17 protein-coding genes are annotated in these 16,808 nt (G+C 32.2%); 1 reads left to right on the top strand and 16 read right to left on the bottom strand.

Annotated features, from left to right (window positions below):
* Positions 1–21: 21 nt before the first annotated feature.
* From JI750_RS04780 to JI750_RS04855, 16 genes are all read right to left on the bottom strand, one after another.
* A complete protein-coding gene (locus JI750_RS04780; RefSeq protein WP_201999188.1) occupies positions 22–1,038 on the bottom strand; it encodes a sugar phosphate nucleotidyltransferase in 1,017 nt (338 codons plus the stop codon).
* Positions 1,039–1,103: 65 nt separating this feature from the next.
* On the bottom strand, positions 1,104–1,538 hold the full coding sequence (dut, locus tag JI750_RS04785) for a dUTP diphosphatase (protein ID WP_201999189.1): 435 nt from the start codon (positions 1,536–1,538) through the stop codon (positions 1,104–1,106).
* Positions 1,539–1,565: 27 nt separating this feature from the next.
* Positions 1,566–3,023, bottom strand: coding sequence for a lipopolysaccharide biosynthesis protein (locus JI750_RS04790; protein WP_201999190.1), 1,458 nt, complete (start codon positions 3,021–3,023; stop codon positions 1,566–1,568).
* Between the two features lie 95 nt (positions 3,024–3,118).
* The gene (locus JI750_RS04795) at positions 3,119–3,565 is read right to left on the bottom strand and encodes a GNAT family N-acetyltransferase (RefSeq protein WP_201999191.1); all 447 of its coding nucleotides are present in this window, start codon (positions 3,563–3,565) and stop codon (positions 3,119–3,121) included.
* A gap of 656 nt (positions 3,566–4,221) precedes the next feature.
* On the bottom strand, positions 4,222–5,082 hold the full coding sequence (gene atpG / locus JI750_RS04800; protein ID WP_201999192.1) for an ATP synthase F1 subunit gamma: 861 nt from the start codon (positions 5,080–5,082) through the stop codon (positions 4,222–4,224).
* 89 nt (positions 5,083–5,171) lie between these two features.
* Entirely contained in the window at positions 5,172–6,749 is a 1,578-nt protein-coding gene (gene atpA / locus JI750_RS04805; RefSeq protein WP_201999193.1) for a F0F1 ATP synthase subunit alpha, read from the bottom strand.
* 37 nt (positions 6,750–6,786) lie between these two features.
* On the bottom strand, positions 6,787–7,320 hold the full coding sequence (gene atpH, locus JI750_RS04810; protein WP_201999194.1) for an ATP synthase F1 subunit delta: 534 nt from the start codon (positions 7,318–7,320) through the stop codon (positions 6,787–6,789).
* A gap of 4 nt (positions 7,321–7,324) precedes the next feature.
* Positions 7,325–7,825 (bottom strand): F0F1 ATP synthase subunit B, encoded by a 501-nt coding sequence (locus tag JI750_RS04815; RefSeq protein ID WP_008465836.1) that lies wholly within the window; start codon positions 7,823–7,825, stop codon positions 7,325–7,327.
* Between the two features lie 90 nt (positions 7,826–7,915).
* A complete protein-coding gene (gene atpE, locus JI750_RS04820; RefSeq protein WP_008465835.1) occupies positions 7,916–8,113 on the bottom strand; it encodes an ATP synthase F0 subunit C in 198 nt (65 codons plus the stop codon).
* A 33-nt stretch (positions 8,114–8,146) separates the two neighbouring features.
* Positions 8,147–9,322 (bottom strand): F0F1 ATP synthase subunit A, encoded by a 1,176-nt coding sequence (atpB, locus tag JI750_RS04825; protein ID WP_111378766.1) that lies wholly within the window; start codon positions 9,320–9,322, stop codon positions 8,147–8,149.
* A gap of 118 nt (positions 9,323–9,440) precedes the next feature.
* Positions 9,441–9,833, bottom strand: coding sequence for a hypothetical protein (locus JI750_RS04830; RefSeq protein ID WP_201999195.1), 393 nt, complete (start codon positions 9,831–9,833; stop codon positions 9,441–9,443).
* Positions 9,834–9,890: 57 nt separating this feature from the next.
* The gene (locus JI750_RS04835) at positions 9,891–10,118 is read right to left on the bottom strand and encodes an AtpZ/AtpI family protein (protein WP_111368381.1); all 228 of its coding nucleotides are present in this window, start codon (positions 10,116–10,118) and stop codon (positions 9,891–9,893) included.
* The gene (locus tag JI750_RS04840) at positions 10,099–10,497 is read right to left on the bottom strand and encodes a bactofilin family protein (RefSeq protein ID WP_201999196.1); all 399 of its coding nucleotides are present in this window, start codon (positions 10,495–10,497) and stop codon (positions 10,099–10,101) included. The genes JI750_RS04835 and JI750_RS04840 overlap by 20 nt, the downstream gene beginning before the upstream one ends.
* A 12-nt stretch (positions 10,498–10,509) precedes the next feature.
* Complete coding sequence (gene porW, locus JI750_RS04845; protein ID WP_201999197.1) at positions 10,510–13,122, bottom strand: type IX secretion system periplasmic lipoprotein PorW/SprE; 2,613 nt, start codon at positions 13,120–13,122, stop codon at positions 10,510–10,512.
* Positions 13,123–13,212: 90 nt separating this feature from the next.
* Positions 13,213–13,908 carry an ABC transporter ATP-binding protein gene (locus JI750_RS04850; protein WP_201999198.1) on the bottom strand — a complete coding sequence of 232 codons (696 nt, stop codon included), beginning with the start codon at positions 13,906–13,908 and terminating at the stop codon, positions 13,213–13,215.
* Between the two features lie 51 nt (positions 13,909–13,959).
* Complete coding sequence (locus tag JI750_RS04855; protein WP_201999199.1) at positions 13,960–15,420, bottom strand: DUF5687 family protein; 1,461 nt, start codon at positions 15,418–15,420, stop codon at positions 13,960–13,962.
* Between the two features lie 128 nt (positions 15,421–15,548).
* On the opposite strand from JI750_RS04855, the gene JI750_RS04860 reads away from it, so the two are divergent.
* Positions 15,549–16,601, top strand: a complete 1,053-nt coding sequence (locus JI750_RS04860) for a 2Fe-2S iron-sulfur cluster-binding protein (RefSeq protein ID WP_201999200.1) — start codon at positions 15,549–15,551, stop codon at positions 16,599–16,601.
* Positions 16,602–16,808: the final 207 nt, after the last annotated feature.

A 16,808-nucleotide genomic window follows, 5' to 3' on the forward strand; every position in this document is an offset into this window, starting at 1 on the left:
GAAACTTTCTTAATTTTTATTTTATTCTAAAACAGCGTAATCTCCAATACTGATACTTGTAAATTTGCCATCGTAACTTACATGGTTTCCGATCATTGCATTATCTAAAGCAGCATTTTTAATTTGAGAATAAGTCTGAATCAAACTATTTTTGATTGTACTGTCTGTTACATGACAACCATTTCCAAGAGAAACATTTGGACCAATCGTAGTGTTTTTCAAAACCACATTTTGTCCAATATAACAAGGAGGAATAATAGTTGAATTTTCTAAAGTTACACCATAATCTACTAAATGCTCTCCGTCATTGTGAAGAAAACCTAACATTCTTGTGTTTGTTTCAACCGTAACATCTTTGTTTCCACAATCCATCCACTCATCAACACTTCCTGTTTTGAAAACTTTTCCGTTTGCCATCATCGCTTTAATACCATCATTAATCTGGTATTCTCCACCATTCTGAATGTTATTATCCAAAACATTTTGAAGTTCGTTTCTTAAAATTCCAACTTCTTTAAAATAATAAATTCCGATAACAGCTAAATCGCTAACAAACTCTTTTGGTTTCTCAACCAACTCTATAATTTCATTATTCTGGTTCAGTTTTACAACACCAAAAGCTTCTGGCTGATCTACTTGTTTTACCCAGATTACAGCATCTGCTTCTGGATCTAATTCAAAATCAGCTCTAATTAAAGTATCTGCGTAAGCAATTACAGCTGGTCCAGAAAGAGATTCTTTAGCACACATAATCGCGTGTCCAGTTCCTAAAGGCTGATCTTGACGATATATTGAAGCTTTTGCTCCTAATCCTTTAGCCAAATCTTCTAAGCTTGCTACAACATCCTCTCCAAAAAAAGCTTCATCTCCTAAAATAAAAGCAACTTCTTCAATTGGTTCTTTTAATATTTTGGCAATATCTTCAACTAAACGGTGTACAATAGATTTTCCTGCAACTGGAATTAACGGTTTTGGAACGGTTAACGTATGAGGCCTCAATCTTGATCCACGGCCTGCCATTGGCACAATTATTTTCATTCTTTAATTTGATTTTATGGGAAGATCTATCAAAATCTTCATTGGGTTTGGTCTTTGTTTTTCTATTATTTTACTCCAGTGCTTCCAAAGCCTCCTTCGCCTCTTGATGTTTCAGAAAGCGCTTCAACTTCAATCCATTCAGCTCTTTCGTGTTTTGCTATAATCAGCTGTGCAATTCGCTCTCCATTTTCGATTACAAAATCGTCATTAGATAAATTTACTAAAATTACTCCGATTTCTCCTCTGTAATCTGCATCAACAGTTCCAGGCGAATTCAAAACGGTTACTCCTTTTTTAGCAGCCAGACCACTTCTCGGCCTTACCTGCGCTTCGTAACCAATTGGCAATTCAATAAAAAGTCCTGTTTTTACAATTGTTCTTTCTAAAGGTTTTAACGTAATTGGTTCTATAATATTGGCACGCAAATCCATTCCTGCAGAAGCAATCGTTTCGTAATTTGGTAAATCGTGCTGTGATTTATTGATAATTTGAATTTTCATTTTTGAATATAATTTTCTTAAAACGTCTTATTTTTTCATTATTCCTTTAATGGTATCTTTTTCAAAATGATAGACCATATACATAAAGATTAAAAGAAGCGGAATTCCAACATAATATTTTTCTCTAAATCCGTAAAAAGAAATAATTGAAAATACTATTGAAACGCCTAAATAAGTACCAATCTTGTTCATATCATAAGGAATTGGATAATATTTATTTCCTAAAACATAAGAAATAAGCATCATACTTCCATAAGCCGAAATGGTTGCAATTGCAGACCCGTAATAACTGTACTTCGGAATTAAAAGATAATTTAAAATCAAAGTAACAATGGCACCTACAATAGAAATGTATGCTCCAATTTTTGTTTTATCTGTCAATTTATACCAAACCGACAAATTGTTGTAGATACCCAAAAAGAAATTTGCCAAAATAATTAATGGCACAACTTTCATGGCTTCCCAATACGATTTGTTGTCTAATAACAAATATTTTAAAACATCTGCAAAAACGATAACTCCTAATAAAATTAACGATCCTAGAATCACAAAATATTTGGTGATCACGGCATAAGTCTGTGGTGCGTTTTCATTTTTAGCATGACTAAAAAAGAAAGGTTCTATTCCTAATCTAAAAGCTGTTGCAAAAAGAACCATAAACAATCCTAATTTGTAACATGCAGAATAAGCTCCAACTTCAGATTTTGCTAAGTTTTCTGGAAGTAAATAACCTAATAGAATTTTATCAAAATGCTCATTTACCGCAAAAGCTAAACCAGCAACCAAAATCGGAAGCCCATATTTCATCATTTTTTTCCAAAGCACTGGATCAAATTTTCGTCCAAGCGAAAGATAATTTGGAGAAAGCACAATAAATGTTGCCAAACTTGCTAGAAGGTTTGCAATAAAAATATATGCTATCTGGAAATTTTGTACATATAAATTATCCCAAACAGAATTTGGATTTGACTCTGCCAATTTTGGAAGATAAATCAAGAAAAATATATTCAGTAATAAATTTATAACAACATTTCCAATCTTAATTGCCGCATAAACCATTGGCCTTTGATTGGCTCTAAGCTTGGAAAATGGAATTAAAACCAAAGCATCCAATACCAAAATCCATACTGTATAAGTAATATACTGAACATCGACTTCGGCAAGGTTTGCCAAAGTATTTCTAAATATTAAGCCAGCAAAAAGAAATAAAATTGAAGTCCAAAATATTGAAATAGTAGAAGTTGCAATTACGTTTTTCTTATCATCCTCGGCACTGTAAAATCTAAAAAATGCAGTTTCCATTCCGTAGGAAAGAACTACATTAAAGAAAACCATCCAAGACAATACAATTGAAACTTCACCATACTCTGCTGTTGGTAAAATTCCTGTATATAACCTCACTAATAAAAAACTCAGCATTCTCGGTAAAACTGTAGCCAGTCCGTAAATTGCCGTTTGCTTAAATAGGTTTTTATATAATCCCAAAATATAATTCTAATAATGTTTGTAAGACAAAAATAACCATTTCTTTTGTTTAATGGTGCTTTTGTTGATGCAATAAAGAAAACTTCTAACTGTTTTTAAATAGTCATTTTCTTTTCATCCAAAATTTTGACAAAATGAAATCCTTTTGGAGCATATCCTTGATTATAATAAAATCTATGTGCGCCAAAATTTCCAGTAAAAGCATCCAAAACTATACTGCTACAATTTAATTCTATTGCTTTCTTTTCTACATAATCGGTAAGTAATTTTCCGATTCCTTTAGATCGATATTCTGGATTAACAACAAAATTGTCAATCTCAAGATATTTTCCAGTCCAAAGTTTTGTAGCCGACCAGCAGCCTGTTAAGCCAAGACAAATGTCATCTTCAAAAACTGCAATTTGAATATAATTATGAGGAAGCATTTCAGAAAGAAAGTCTTGATACTTTTCTAACGATATATTTGGATATAAAAATCGAATCGTACTTATTTGAGCTGTCATATCTTCAATGGTAGTAAGCTCTTTAATATGTAAAGTCATGTTTTAAAAGAAATAGAATTCAAAAATACTTAAAATATAAGGTAAGCGAAGAGTAATTAAACTTTGAAAATAAATTTTAACAAAAAAAGAAGAATTATTGTACAAATCAATCTTAAAATACTTATCTTTAACTAATTATAACAAGTTTTTTTAACAGAACATGTGAAATATATAAAATTTAGTTAAAAATTATGTAACATTTTTTTTACAGTCTTTGATTAAATTTGTTTCAAAGGGAATGAGAAAGCTAGATACAACCCTTTAAAAAAAAGAAGCACTGGGACTAATAAAGCTTGTTTGTTCCCATAAAAGACAAAGCATAAGGGATTGATTCAGCTGTAGTAACCCTAAAAAAACAGAGCACTGGGACTAATAAAGCTTGTTTGTTCCCATAAAAGACAAAGCACAAGGGATTGATTCTGCTGTATTGTAACCCTTAAAAAAACAGAGCATTGGGATTAATAAAGCTAGTTTGTTCCCATGAAAGACAAAGCACGCAGAGTTATCTGTCTATTTTTATAAAATGGTAGTGATTCTCAATTTAACTGTAATTTGAGAATCACCATTTTATAAAAATATTTTTAAAAAAGAATAAAACTTCCAATAAAAAGAAAAGCCAGCATTTAGCTGGCTTTCTTTTTTTATTATAGGATAGATTATCCATTCAAAGCTTCTGCTCCACCAACAATTTCCAAAATCTCACTTGTAATCGCAGCTTGACGAGCTTTGTTATAAGTTAATTTCAATTGGTTTCTTAAAGCAGTTGCATTATCTGTTGCTTTGTGCATTGCAGTCATACGCGCTCCATGCTCAGAAGCAAATGAATCGCGGATACCTTTGTACAATTGTGTTTTTAAAGACTTAGGAATTAAAGCCAACACGATTTCTTCTTTACCTGGTTCAAAAATATAATCTCCAGAAACTGCAGCAGCATCAGTATTGATAGGTGCTAACGGTAAAAACTGTTCTACTTGAACAATTTGAGTCGCAGCATTTTTAAACTGATTGTAAACTAACTCAATTCTATCGTATTCTCCAGTTAAAAACTTTTGTGTTAAATCATCTGCAATTCCAGCAACATTTTCAAATGTCAAATTATCAAAAATTGCATTATGATGACCGTGGATTTTATGCGTTTTGATTAAAGCATCTCCACCTTTTTTACCAATGGCAAAAACGTCAACTTGCTTTCCAGCATAAAAATCAGTACGGTTTTTAATCTCTTTAATAATATTCGAATTGAAAGCACCACATAAACCTCTGTTTGAAGTTACAGCTACTAACAATACTTTTTTTACTTCACGTTGTGTAGTGTAATCTCCTCCTATTTCACCTTCTAGTGTAGCAGAAAGATCTTGCAATAACTCCGTTAATTTCTCGGCATAAGGACGCATTGCAGTGATTGCATCTTGTGCTTTCTTCAGCTTTGCAGCAGAAACCATTTTCATAGCCGATGTAATCTGCATCGTCGATGAAACGGAAGTAATTCTATTACGGATTTCCTTTAAATTTGCCATCTATTAATTAGAAAATGTGACAATTTTAAAATTAGATAATTAGAATAATGATTAACATTTTCTAATTATCTAATTTACCAATTATCTTATTAGTTATATTTTGCTGAAACTTCTTTTGCTGCTTTTTCGATAACATCTGTAATTGCGTCATCTAATTTTCCAGCTTTCAAAGCGTTAAGTGTATCTTTATGTTTGCTGTTTAAGTAAGCTAAGAAATCTGCTTCGAATTCTTTTACTTTATTAACAGGAACATTTCTTAATAAGTTTTTAGAACCAGCGTAGATAATCGCTACTTGGTTTTCAACTGTATAAGGATCATTTAAACCTTGTTTCAAGATCTCAACGTTTCTTTTACCTTTTTCAATTACGTTTAAAGTAACAGAATCTAAGTCAGAACCAAATTTAGCGAAAGCTTCTAATTCACGGAATTGAGCTTGGTCTAATTTTAAAGTTCCAGAAACTTTTTTCATTGATTTAATTTGAGCATTACCTCCAACACGAGATACAGAAATACCTACGTTAATTGCAGGACGAACCCCAGAGTTGAACAAATCTCCATCAAGGAAAATCTGACCATCTGTAATAGAGATTACGTTTGTCGGGATATATGCAGAAACGTCACCAGCTTGAGTTTCGATAATTGGTAAAGCAGTTAATGAACCACCACCTTTTACGATAGATTTAATAGAATCTGGCAAATCATTCATGTTTTTAGCGATACCATCATCAGCGATTACTTTACAAGCACGCTCTAATAAACGAGAGTGTAAGTAGAAAACGTCTCCAGGATAAGCCTCACGTCCCGGTGGTCTTCTTAATAAAAGAGAAACCTCACGATAAGCAACAGCTTGTTTAGATAAATCATCATATACGATAAGAGCTGGGCGACCAGAATCTCTGAAGTATTCTCCAATTGCTGCACCAGCGAATGGAGCGTAAACTTGCATTGGAGCTGGATCAGAAGCATTAGCAGCAACGATAACTGTATAAGCCATTGCTCCTTTTTCTTCTAACATTTTTGCGATTCCTGCTACAGTTGAAGCTTTTTGTCCAATTGCAACATATATACAGAATACAGGTTTTCCTGCATCGTAGAATTCTTTTTGATTTAAGATTGTATCGATACAAACAGTAGATTTTCCTGTTTGACGGTCACCGATTACAAGCTCACGTTGTCCACGACCAACTGGAATCATAGCATCAACTGCTTTTACTCCTGTTTGTAATGGCTCAGTTACTGGTTGACGGAAAATAACTCCAGGAGCTTTTCTTTCTAAAGGCATTTCGTATAAGTCACCACCGATTGGTCCTTTTCCATCAATTGGAAAACCAAGAGTGTTAACAACACGTCCTACCATTTGCTCACCAACTTTAAGAGAAGCAATACGTTGAGTTCTTTTTGCTGTAGATCCTTCTTTAATACCAGTTGATGGTCCTAATAATACAACCCCAACATTATCCTCCTCAAGATTCAATACGATACCTTCCATACCGTTATCAAATTCCACTAACTCTCCATATTGTACATTAGATAGCCCGTAAACACGAGCAATACCGTCTCCAACTTGAAGTACTGATCCTACTTCCTCTAGTGTAGCACCAGATTCAAAACCTTCTACTTCCTTTCTTAATATTGCTGAAATTTCAGCAGGTTTGATTTCCGCCATCTTAATTTATAATTTAGACACTTTTTGTGTTATAAAACTAATTACTTAACTCTCTTTTTAATACTTGTAATCTGTTAGCAACTGAAGCGTTGTACTGATTATCTCCTATTCTCAAAATAAATCCACCAATAATTGAAGGATCTACTACATTTTCTATTGTAATTTTTTTATCTGATAAAGTAGCAACTTTTGCCAAAACTTTAGCTTCTAAAGCAGCATCCATTGGAATAGCTGTAGTAACTTTTGCTACTTCAACCCCATTGTTATCATCAAATAATTTATTGTATTCTAATGCAATTGCATATAGAATTTCAAATCTTTTGTTTTCAAATAATAAACGGAACAATCCTTTTGTCACTCCATTTACATCTGCAAAAACTTCTAAAAGAGCACCTTCTTTAACTTCAACAGTTGTTGTTGGGTTTTGAATAAATGTGCTCAACTCTTCATTACTCTCAATTACTTTAGCAATTGATTTCATATCGTTATTGACAGCTTCGGCAACACCTTTAGAGTTTGCTAAGTCTAGAATTGCTTTTGCATAACGAATTGCTGCTCTTGTACTTGCCATAATCTTAGTTTAACTTTACGTCACCTAACATTTTCTCAACCAATTTAGTTTGAGATTCTTTGTTAGATAATTCTTCTTTCAATAATTTTTCAGCAATACTCAATGATAGAGAAGAAACTTGAGATTTCAATTCTGCCATTGCAGCATTCTTTTCGCTTTCGATAGCAGCTTTAGCTTGATCAATCATTTTTTGACCTGCTTCTTGCGCTTCGTTTTTAGAATCAGCAATCATTTTCTCTTTCATTTCGCGAGCTTCTTTCAACATCGCGTCACGTTCAGCACGAGCTTCATTCAAAATTCTTTGATTGTCAGCTTGTAAGTTTTCCATTTCTCTCTTTGCGTTTTCAGCAGAAAGCAATGCATTTTTAATACCTTCTTCTCTTGCAGTAATAGATTCCATAATTGGTTTCCAAGCAAATTTTACTAAAAGTAAAATCAATATTACCAAGATTAAAGCTTGCCAGAAGAATAATCCGAATGAAAAATCGTTAATTAACTTATCCATTTTATATAACTATATTAAATATTTAATTTCTTTTTTAAAAGTAACAACATCTTTAACCAACCGTTAAAGATGCCGTTATTTCTCTCTTTATTATTTTCCTAAGATTAAAGCAGCGAATGCTAAACCTTCTAATAAAGCCGCGATAATAATCATCGCAGTTTGAATTTTACCAGCAGCTTCTGGCTGACGAGCAATAGCGTCCATAGCAGATCCACCGATTTTACCTAAACCTAAACCTGCACCGATTACTACTAAACCAGCACCTACTAAAGTTGGAATTGTTCCCATAACTATTTATATATATAAAATTAAACTTCTAAATTAAATAATTGCCGTTTCGTCTTCGTGGTGGTGAGCGTGATCATGATCTTGAACAGCCATACCAATAAACAATGATGATAACATTGTGAAGATAAACGCTTGTAAAAATGCAACCAAAATTTCAATAACAGAGATAAACAAAGTCAATCCTAATGAGATTGGCAAATCTGCTGCTAAATTTTTTCCAACAAAAATCATTGCAATTAAACTCATAATTACTACGTGACCTGCAGTAATGTTTGCGTACAAACGAATTAATAATGCGAATGGTTTTGTTAATGTTCCTAAAATCTCAATTGGAGCTAAGATAATTTTCATTGGAACTGGCACTCCTGGCATCCAGAAGATGTGTCCCCAATAATCTTTGTTTGCACTAAATTGAGTAATGATAAATGTAAAGGCTGCTAAACAAACTGTAATAGCAATATTTCCTGTTACGTTGATACCTAGCGGAGTCATTCCTAATAAGTTCAAGATCCAAACAAAGAAAAATACAGTTAATAGGTAACCCATATATTTACGGTATTTTTTCTCTCCAATATTTGGAACTGCAATCTCATCTCTAATGAAAATTACAAGTGGCTCTAAAACTCTACCAAATCCTGTTGGGATTGGTCCTTTTTTGTATGATTTTGCTAATCCAGTAAACATAAAGAATAATAATACTGATACGAAAAGCATTGAAACAACATTTTTAGTAATTGAAAAATCTAATGGTTTTTCGTTTGATGGATGACCGTGCTCATCAAAGTTGATTGTTCCAGCAGCATCTGTTTTGTAAATTTTACCGTGAACTAATTTGTAGTAGCTACCATCAACTTCTGCAACTTCTTCTCCGTGGTGTAATTTTGAAGAAGAGAAAACTTTTAAACCTCCATCAATAAGGATAACCGGTAATGGAAAACCGTAGTGTTTATTTTCTTTTTCATCTGAAAAGAAAACAAAATCATGAGAATCTTGTAAGTGGTGATCAATAAATGCATCAACTTTTGCCTTTGGGTCAAGAGCAACATGCTCTCCTTCTTCGTGAGCATTATGTGAAACTACTTTCTCTTCGTGAGTCGTTTCAGTTTGAACATGCGTCGAATCATTCTCTTGATTTGCAAAACCCATAATAGGTAGAGAAGCTACAAAAGCTGCAAGAATAAAGCTGAGTGGTTTGTTTGAAATCACCATATCGTGGAAAATCTTATTTTTTTACGTTTCTAAAATTTGGTGCAAAGGTACATTTTTTATTAATATTCAAAAGGATATGAAAAATTATTTTTAAACCTTGTTTTAAAGAATTGTTATTTTAACGCTTTTCATTTAATAATCGGACAGTTAAAAGCGTCTGAAATAACAAAAACAGCACAAATGTTACAAAAAAACTAACTTTTTCAACATTGCTTTCTCCCGTTTTATTTTTTAAGATCGGCTGAAGGGCTAAATAGGCTAATAGCATTTGTGTAAAAGTTCCGAATAAAAATACCATTCCGACAATTTCAAAATTCTTCTTTTTTACTACTAATAATATAAGGTATAATAAAGACGAAATTGCGAAGAAAGAAAAATACAGTAATTCTAAACTGTAATGAAAGCTCTCCGTATTAATTTCACTAAAGAAAAAAACTGCTTTATGAATAATATATGTTCCTAAAGCGAGACATAACAAATAAAAAATCTGTTTGTAATTTTTTGTAAGCATTTGAAATAATTTTAGTGCAAAGATGCAATTTTTATCTCAAGCCATTTTATATACAAACTACTTTGTTTTATTGATATCATTTACTTGTCGGATTACATTATACAATGCAACTCCAACACCGGCTAATACAAAAATGGTATTATAATAAACTTTTGGACTTGGATGTTTCTCATCAAGCCAAGTCCCAAAATAAGAAAACACAAAAATGATTACTCCCATTTGAAAGGGAATATTAATAAATGCTAACCATTTATTTCTTCTATCATTATTCGGTTCCTTTTCCATCTTCTAGCATGATTACAGGATTTGAATGGGCAAGCATCGTACAGGTTGCTGTAAAGTCAGCTCCTGGTTCTATTGAAAGTTTTCCTACTGCTACCTCTCCGTGTATTTGAGCAGTCGATTTAATATTAAGGGTTTCTAGAACTTTTATCTTTCCGTGAAATTCTCCTTCAATATCAGCATTATTACAAATTATTTCTCCTTTAACGGCTCCTTTGGCCCCAATTACTATTTTGCCCTGTGAAGTAAAATTTCCAATCAATTCGCCATCTAATCTAAAATCGGCTTTTGAGACTATATCTCCTACTATTGATGTTCCTTCAACAATTCTATTTGTTTTTCCTAATTGTTCAGTTCCGTTTTTTTTTACTTTTTCAAACATGGCGGTTAAGATTTAAGGGGTTTTTGGGGTAAGGTATGCGTCTAGATTCTTTTTAATCTGAACAATTTTGTAATTATCATTTGATATAATTATTGCTTGATCTGGGATTTTATATTTCTTATCATCTCTAAAAACTCCTGCAATATCATTTGCATAAGCTTCAGATTTTAAACCATGAATAACTACAAAACTTTCTGTTTTATTGTATTTATCCAAAGATGTTGTCAATCTTTCGTAGTTTTCAACTAATAAAAACACTCTAATTGCTTCTTCAATTCTTTTAACCGCTTTTGTATCGTTGTTAGAAACACGATATACTATTTTCCAATTTTTAGTATCAGTTGTTGTAAAATTAAGTTTCTCTAAAACAGGAACTTGTTTCTCTAGAATTTCTCTAGCATTTCTGCCTTCTTCACTATTCGGATAATTATCTGCCACATTCTCAAGTCCTTTTTTATAAGCTTCTAAACCGTATACTTTTCCTAAAGTGTTAGCTTTTAGCAATTCGTATTTTGATACAATATCGTCTCCCGAATATTGATTAATAAGATTGTCAATATTAGCTAAGACTTCATCAAAATGTTCTTCTTCAAAAAGTTTATACCATTTTTGATATTCTTTGTCTGGACTAGAATTTGAGTTGTCTTCTTTATTATTTAAGATGTGGGCATATCTCGAATCTGGATATTTCGAAGAAATCTCAGCTTTCATGGCCTCCGCTTTTGCCAGGTCTGTAATTTGATAAATTTTATACAAATTATACATGGATGGCAATACCAGTTTTTCTTCAGGATTATTTTGAAGTAATTGTTCTAGTTTATCGCTGGCCAAATTATATTCTTTAAACTTCTCCTTATATATAAGTCCTAATTGATAGTATGAAAAATTACGTTCTTTGCCAATACTGTCCATAGCAACCTGCGAAGTTGGAAGCTGTTCTACATAATAAGCTACCGTATATTTTTCTGGTACAATTGTATCATTCAATGCGTTGGCAACTTCTTTTGCAGCAATTGTATCGTTGATTGCATCACTATTGGCTCCTTTTATTCCTGCCAATCTCCAGTTTCCGCCCATAGTTCTGCTACCCCACATTTTTTTAAATTGCAATTTTCCATAAGCTACAGTTGTAGGATTATAAAAATAAAATGTGCTTCCATTATCATTACTGCCTGGAGGCATACCGATTCCTTCTGGTTCTACTGGTTTACCTAAAGAATTAGGGTTAACGGCTCCATTTCCTGAAAAATCTGCTTGGGAATTTCGATCAATATTCGCCAATCGTTCTTTTTCTTTTTCCTCTAAAAGTCTTTTCGCTTCGTCTTTCTTTTTAAGTTCTGCAATATAATTTTCGAAATAATCTTTCTTTTCGTTTGGTGGCAAATTGTATACCTTAATAATACTGTCATTGCGTTTTGCAATCGCTTCGTATTTAATTACGTCATCAAGATTTTTTCTGTTTTTTTCTATAAAGGCAAATTCTCGAGTTTTAGGATCTAACTTTACCAAAGTACTATCATAATACTTTGCTGCCATTGAATAATCTGTATTTTTAAAATACATGTTTCCAATGTTTCTGTAAGCAGAAGCCATCAAGTATGGGTCTTTTGACTTTCTTCCTAAAGATTTATTGTAGAACAATAATGCATTTTCTTGGTCTTTATTTTTCTCGAAGAAAACTCCCATTTCATAAAACAAAAGGTCATAATATGGACGGTTCTCTCTATTTTCTACCAGTTTATTGTAAGCTTCAATAAACATATTCTTATCACCATTTTCATAATCAAACATTTGTGCTTTTTTTGCGTAAGCATGCATCATATACTTACGATCTGCTTTTCTGTTTAAATCAATTACGGCATTATAAAAATAAATGGCACTGTCACGCTGCCCTTCTGCCTGATACATCTGGCCAAGAATAAAACGATATCTCGCACGTTCTTCGTTACTTTTAGTAAATTGCTCCGCAACTTTAAGTTTAGAAACGGCGCTATCTTTTTGTTCTAAATTCAGATAAGCTTCTGCCAAAAGAGCATTTGCATCTGCGTAAGTCTGCTTATCTAAATCTGTTTTTTTAAGTAAAATTTTTATGTTTTTAAGAGCAATTGCATCATTACCTAAACGCATATTGGTTTTCTCGCGCCAGATTTTTGCTGTATAAATATTATTGCTTTCTGGATATTTGTATAAAATATAATTGAAAGCCTCAATTGCAGGAATAAAACGCTGATCGTAATATCTTGCTTTACCAAGCATAAGATATGCCTCATCCATCTGCCAGTTTCTTTCTCTTCCTCCAATATTCATAGAGTGTTTCTGAATGGCTTTTGTAGCTTTAGTTTCTGCTTTTTCAAAATCAGGATTTTTAGCTTTTTCGCCTTCAGAAAAATTTTCATCGAACTGCATTTTTTCAATTGGCAGCTGTTTCCAAAAATTATCTTCGTTATTGGCCTGAATAGATTTTAAACCTTTATCAAGGCCAATTCCCCCATTATAAAGAATATTGTATTTTGTCCCAATCGAGTGAGAACTTCGAGCCAAAAAGGTATTTTTTTTGGTAGAACAAGCTATCAAAAAGAATAAAAAAATGGGAATAAAACTATATTTAAGAGTATTCTTTTTCAATAGAAAAGAGTTTAAAACACATAACTACTAAAAACCAATTTTAGTATAATCACTTGTAAAAATACGCTTCTTTTTGAAATATAGAAATTCTTACACAGCAAAAAATAATTCTAGTTCTTGTAAGGTCTCTTTTGAGGTCTGAATATCTTTCACTATCTCACCTTTATTTAGAGCTACAATACGATCACAAACTTCTACGGTATGCTGTAAATCGTGGCTTGAGACTAAAACTGTTACATTTGGATCGTCGGCTAATTCTCTAATAATTTTTTTTAATCGGCTAACTGTTGTTGGATCTAAATTTGCAAAAGGTTCGTCTAAAATTACAACTTCAGGATTACCGATAAGTGTGGCAATAATACCCACTTTTTTCTGATTTCCTTTAGATAAATCACGAAGGTATTTTTTATTATTCAAAATTTCGCCGTTAAAAAACTCTTCATGTTTCGCTAACAGTGCATCAATATCTGCTTTGTTTTGATTGCGTAAATCGCCAATAAAATAGAAATACTCTTCTGGAGTTAAATATCCGATAAGGAAATTTTCATCTAAAAATGATCCCGTAAAAGATTTCCAATTCTCACTTGTATTTACTTGAATATGATTACTTTTTATATATCCTGTTGAAGGCTGAATTAGATCTAAAAGCAAACTGAAAAAAGTTGTTTTTCCTGCTCCGTTATTTCCTACCAACCCGAAACTTTGCCCTTTTGGAATTTCTAGATCACTAATATTTAAAACTGTTGTTCCGTTATATGTTTTTGAAAGCTGATTTACTTGTATCATTATAATTTTAGATTTATTAATTTACTAATTGGCTAATTCTCTAATTATCAATTAACTCTTTTGTTTGTAAGCACTTATCGTACTGTACTTTTCTTTTTTGTACCTCTTTTCAATTAATGAAAACACTTTTTCTTTAAAGATAAAACCTAAGACTCCTGCTCCTGCAACCAAACTTAATGCTACAGTTTTATCTGCAAAACGAAGACCAAGCCAATACAATACTAAAGGCAGAAATATTTTTGGCAAAGACAAAAGCATCGAATTCACATTAAAGGCTTTTTTATCTCCAAAAGCTCCTCCAGCATTACTCAAATCAATTGGCGTTTTAGTAAAAGCACCTCCTAAAAGCACCAAATGAGAATTGACTCCGATATTATAAACCGCGCCAACGACAATAGTTAGGTAAACTTCCCATCCATATAAAAGATAAAAAGAAGCCAGAATTGTAGAAATAAAAGTAGCAATTACAATAAGCCACCATTTTGCGGTAATATAACCTCTATACGGAATATTCTGAGTCATCATTAATTGATAATACGAACTGTCCCAGCTTGGTACAAACTGGCCAAAGACAAATAGAAATCCTCCAGAGACAAATATTCCGGCAAAAATTTGCATAGCAGGCGGCTGGTGCGTATTTCCGAAAAAAATCAATCCGTAGAATAAAAAGATCACACTCATTACTATAGTGGTTTTTGACCTTTTATTTCTTTTAATAAGTTTAATGTCATTTTTAAGAAAAGTTCCTAAAGTCCCAAATTGATTCAGCCAAGCCAGATTTTCTGTTGATGCCACATCGTGTTTTACAGAAAGGCCTGCGTCTAGGTATAAATTCTTTTCGAAGTATTTAAAAGTAAAAATATAAAGTCCGATTAGTATTAAAATCGGAATTAGAAACACTCCATCAATATCATAGAAGTTCTGAAAAAATGGAGTTGTAAATAGAGTAATATCAAATAACTTGTAATATTGCGCACCCCCTAAAACTATTATCGCTACTACAAAAACAGCAAACAATTTGTCAATATTACTTAAGATAATATTCAGGAAATTATTAATGTATATCATCGCCATTATTCCTAAATGCCAAAAAATAATCTCGACAACATCATATCCATTCAAAATTAACACGACTGAAAACGGAATAAAAAATAAAGCATGTACCCAATTAAAAAAAGACAAAGCCGTTTTGCCTAAAGAAAAATGAACAATTGTTGGTTTCTTAAAAGGGAGGACTAATAAAGGTTTAATATTCAAAACAGGAATTGACTGCAATAACAATCGAATTATTAAATCTAAAAGAAAATAGTAAAAAAGAAATTTGTTGACTGTTACTAATGGTTCCAATTTCATATCCTTTAGAACATAAAATGCTCCAACGCCCATTGCGACAAAAATTAATGAAAAATAGATCATCAAAAAGCCTATTATAATTTTCATTGCCAGGTTTTTACCGAATGATGCCGACCTAATAAAAGCTTTCCATTCGAGGTAAACAAACTTCTTAATCATGGTTTATGGTTTTAATATTTTTGTAGTAAGAGACCAAATGTAGGAAAACGTTACAAAAAAAGTTAAAAAAAATAATTTAGTGCTAAACTTTTAATAGTGGTTTGCTACTTTTGCATAAAAATTCTATCATGCCTTCATTCTTAAAACTTATAATTAAAGAGGTTAAACGCGAAACTGCAGATGCTGTTTCTATCCTTTTTAATGTTCCTGAAGAACTAAAGCCAGACTATAAATTTATAGCTGGACAATATATAAATTTAAAACTAACTCTTGATAACCAAGAAATTAGACGTGCTTATTCTATTTGCTCTGCACCAGATAGCGGCGAACTAAGAATTGCTGTAAAAGCAGTAAAAAATGGTCTTTTTTCTCAGTTTGCCAATACAAAACTAAAAGCAGGAGATGTTCTTGAAGTTGGTCATCCAGAAGGTAAGTTTACTTTTGAACCAGATGCTGAAAGACAAAAAAACTATGCTGCATTTGCTGCAGGAAGCGGAATTACTCCAGTTCTTTCTATTATAAAGTCAGTTTTAAAAAATGAGCCAAAGAGTTCATTTGTATTGGTTTACGGAAACAAAACTCCTGAAAGTACAATCTTTCACCAAGAACTTCACGATTTACAATTACAATATGTAGGCAGATTTTTTGTGCATAATGTGTACAGCCAAGCAAAAGCCGAAAATGCTTTATTTGGAAGAATTGAAAAATCGGCTGTAAATTTTGTTTTAAACAACAAACACAAAGAACTTCAATTTGATAAGTTTTTCCTTTGCGGACCAGAAGAAATGATTAATACTGTTTCTAATGTTTTGAAAGAGAAAAATGTAAAAGAGTCTGCTATTAAATTCGAATTGTTTACTTCTTCTTCTGAAGAACATGCTATTCAAGGTTCTCAAGAAGGACACACAAAAATTACTGTTTTGGTAGACGATGAGGAAACTACTTTTGAAATGTCTAAAAAGCAAACTATTCTAGATGCTGCTCTAAAACAAGGTGTTGACGCTCCTTATTCTTGCCAAGGCGGAATCTGTAGCAGCTGTCTAGGACGTGTGACAAAAGGAAGTGCAGAAATGACAAAAAATTCTATTTTGACAGACAGTGAAATTGCTGAAGGTTTAATTTTAACATGTCAAGCGCATCCAACATCAGAAACTATTTATGTTGATTACGACGACGTATAATATTTGATAAATTCCAAAATATAAAAATCCAAATTCCAAACTAAAATGGAATTTGGATTTTTTTTTGATTTATATTCACAATTCTTCCCGTTATGAAAAGATTTCACTGACATTGAAATAAAATCAAAATTTCATTAAAATATTGCCGATTTTTCATTAAATTAGAGGTAAAATTATGGCAATATCAATCTCATCCTTTTGAGATTT

The organism is Flavobacterium tagetis (assembly GCF_016735615.1).
Classification (GTDB): Bacteria; Bacteroidota; Bacteroidia; order Flavobacteriales; family Flavobacteriaceae; genus Flavobacterium; species Flavobacterium tagetis.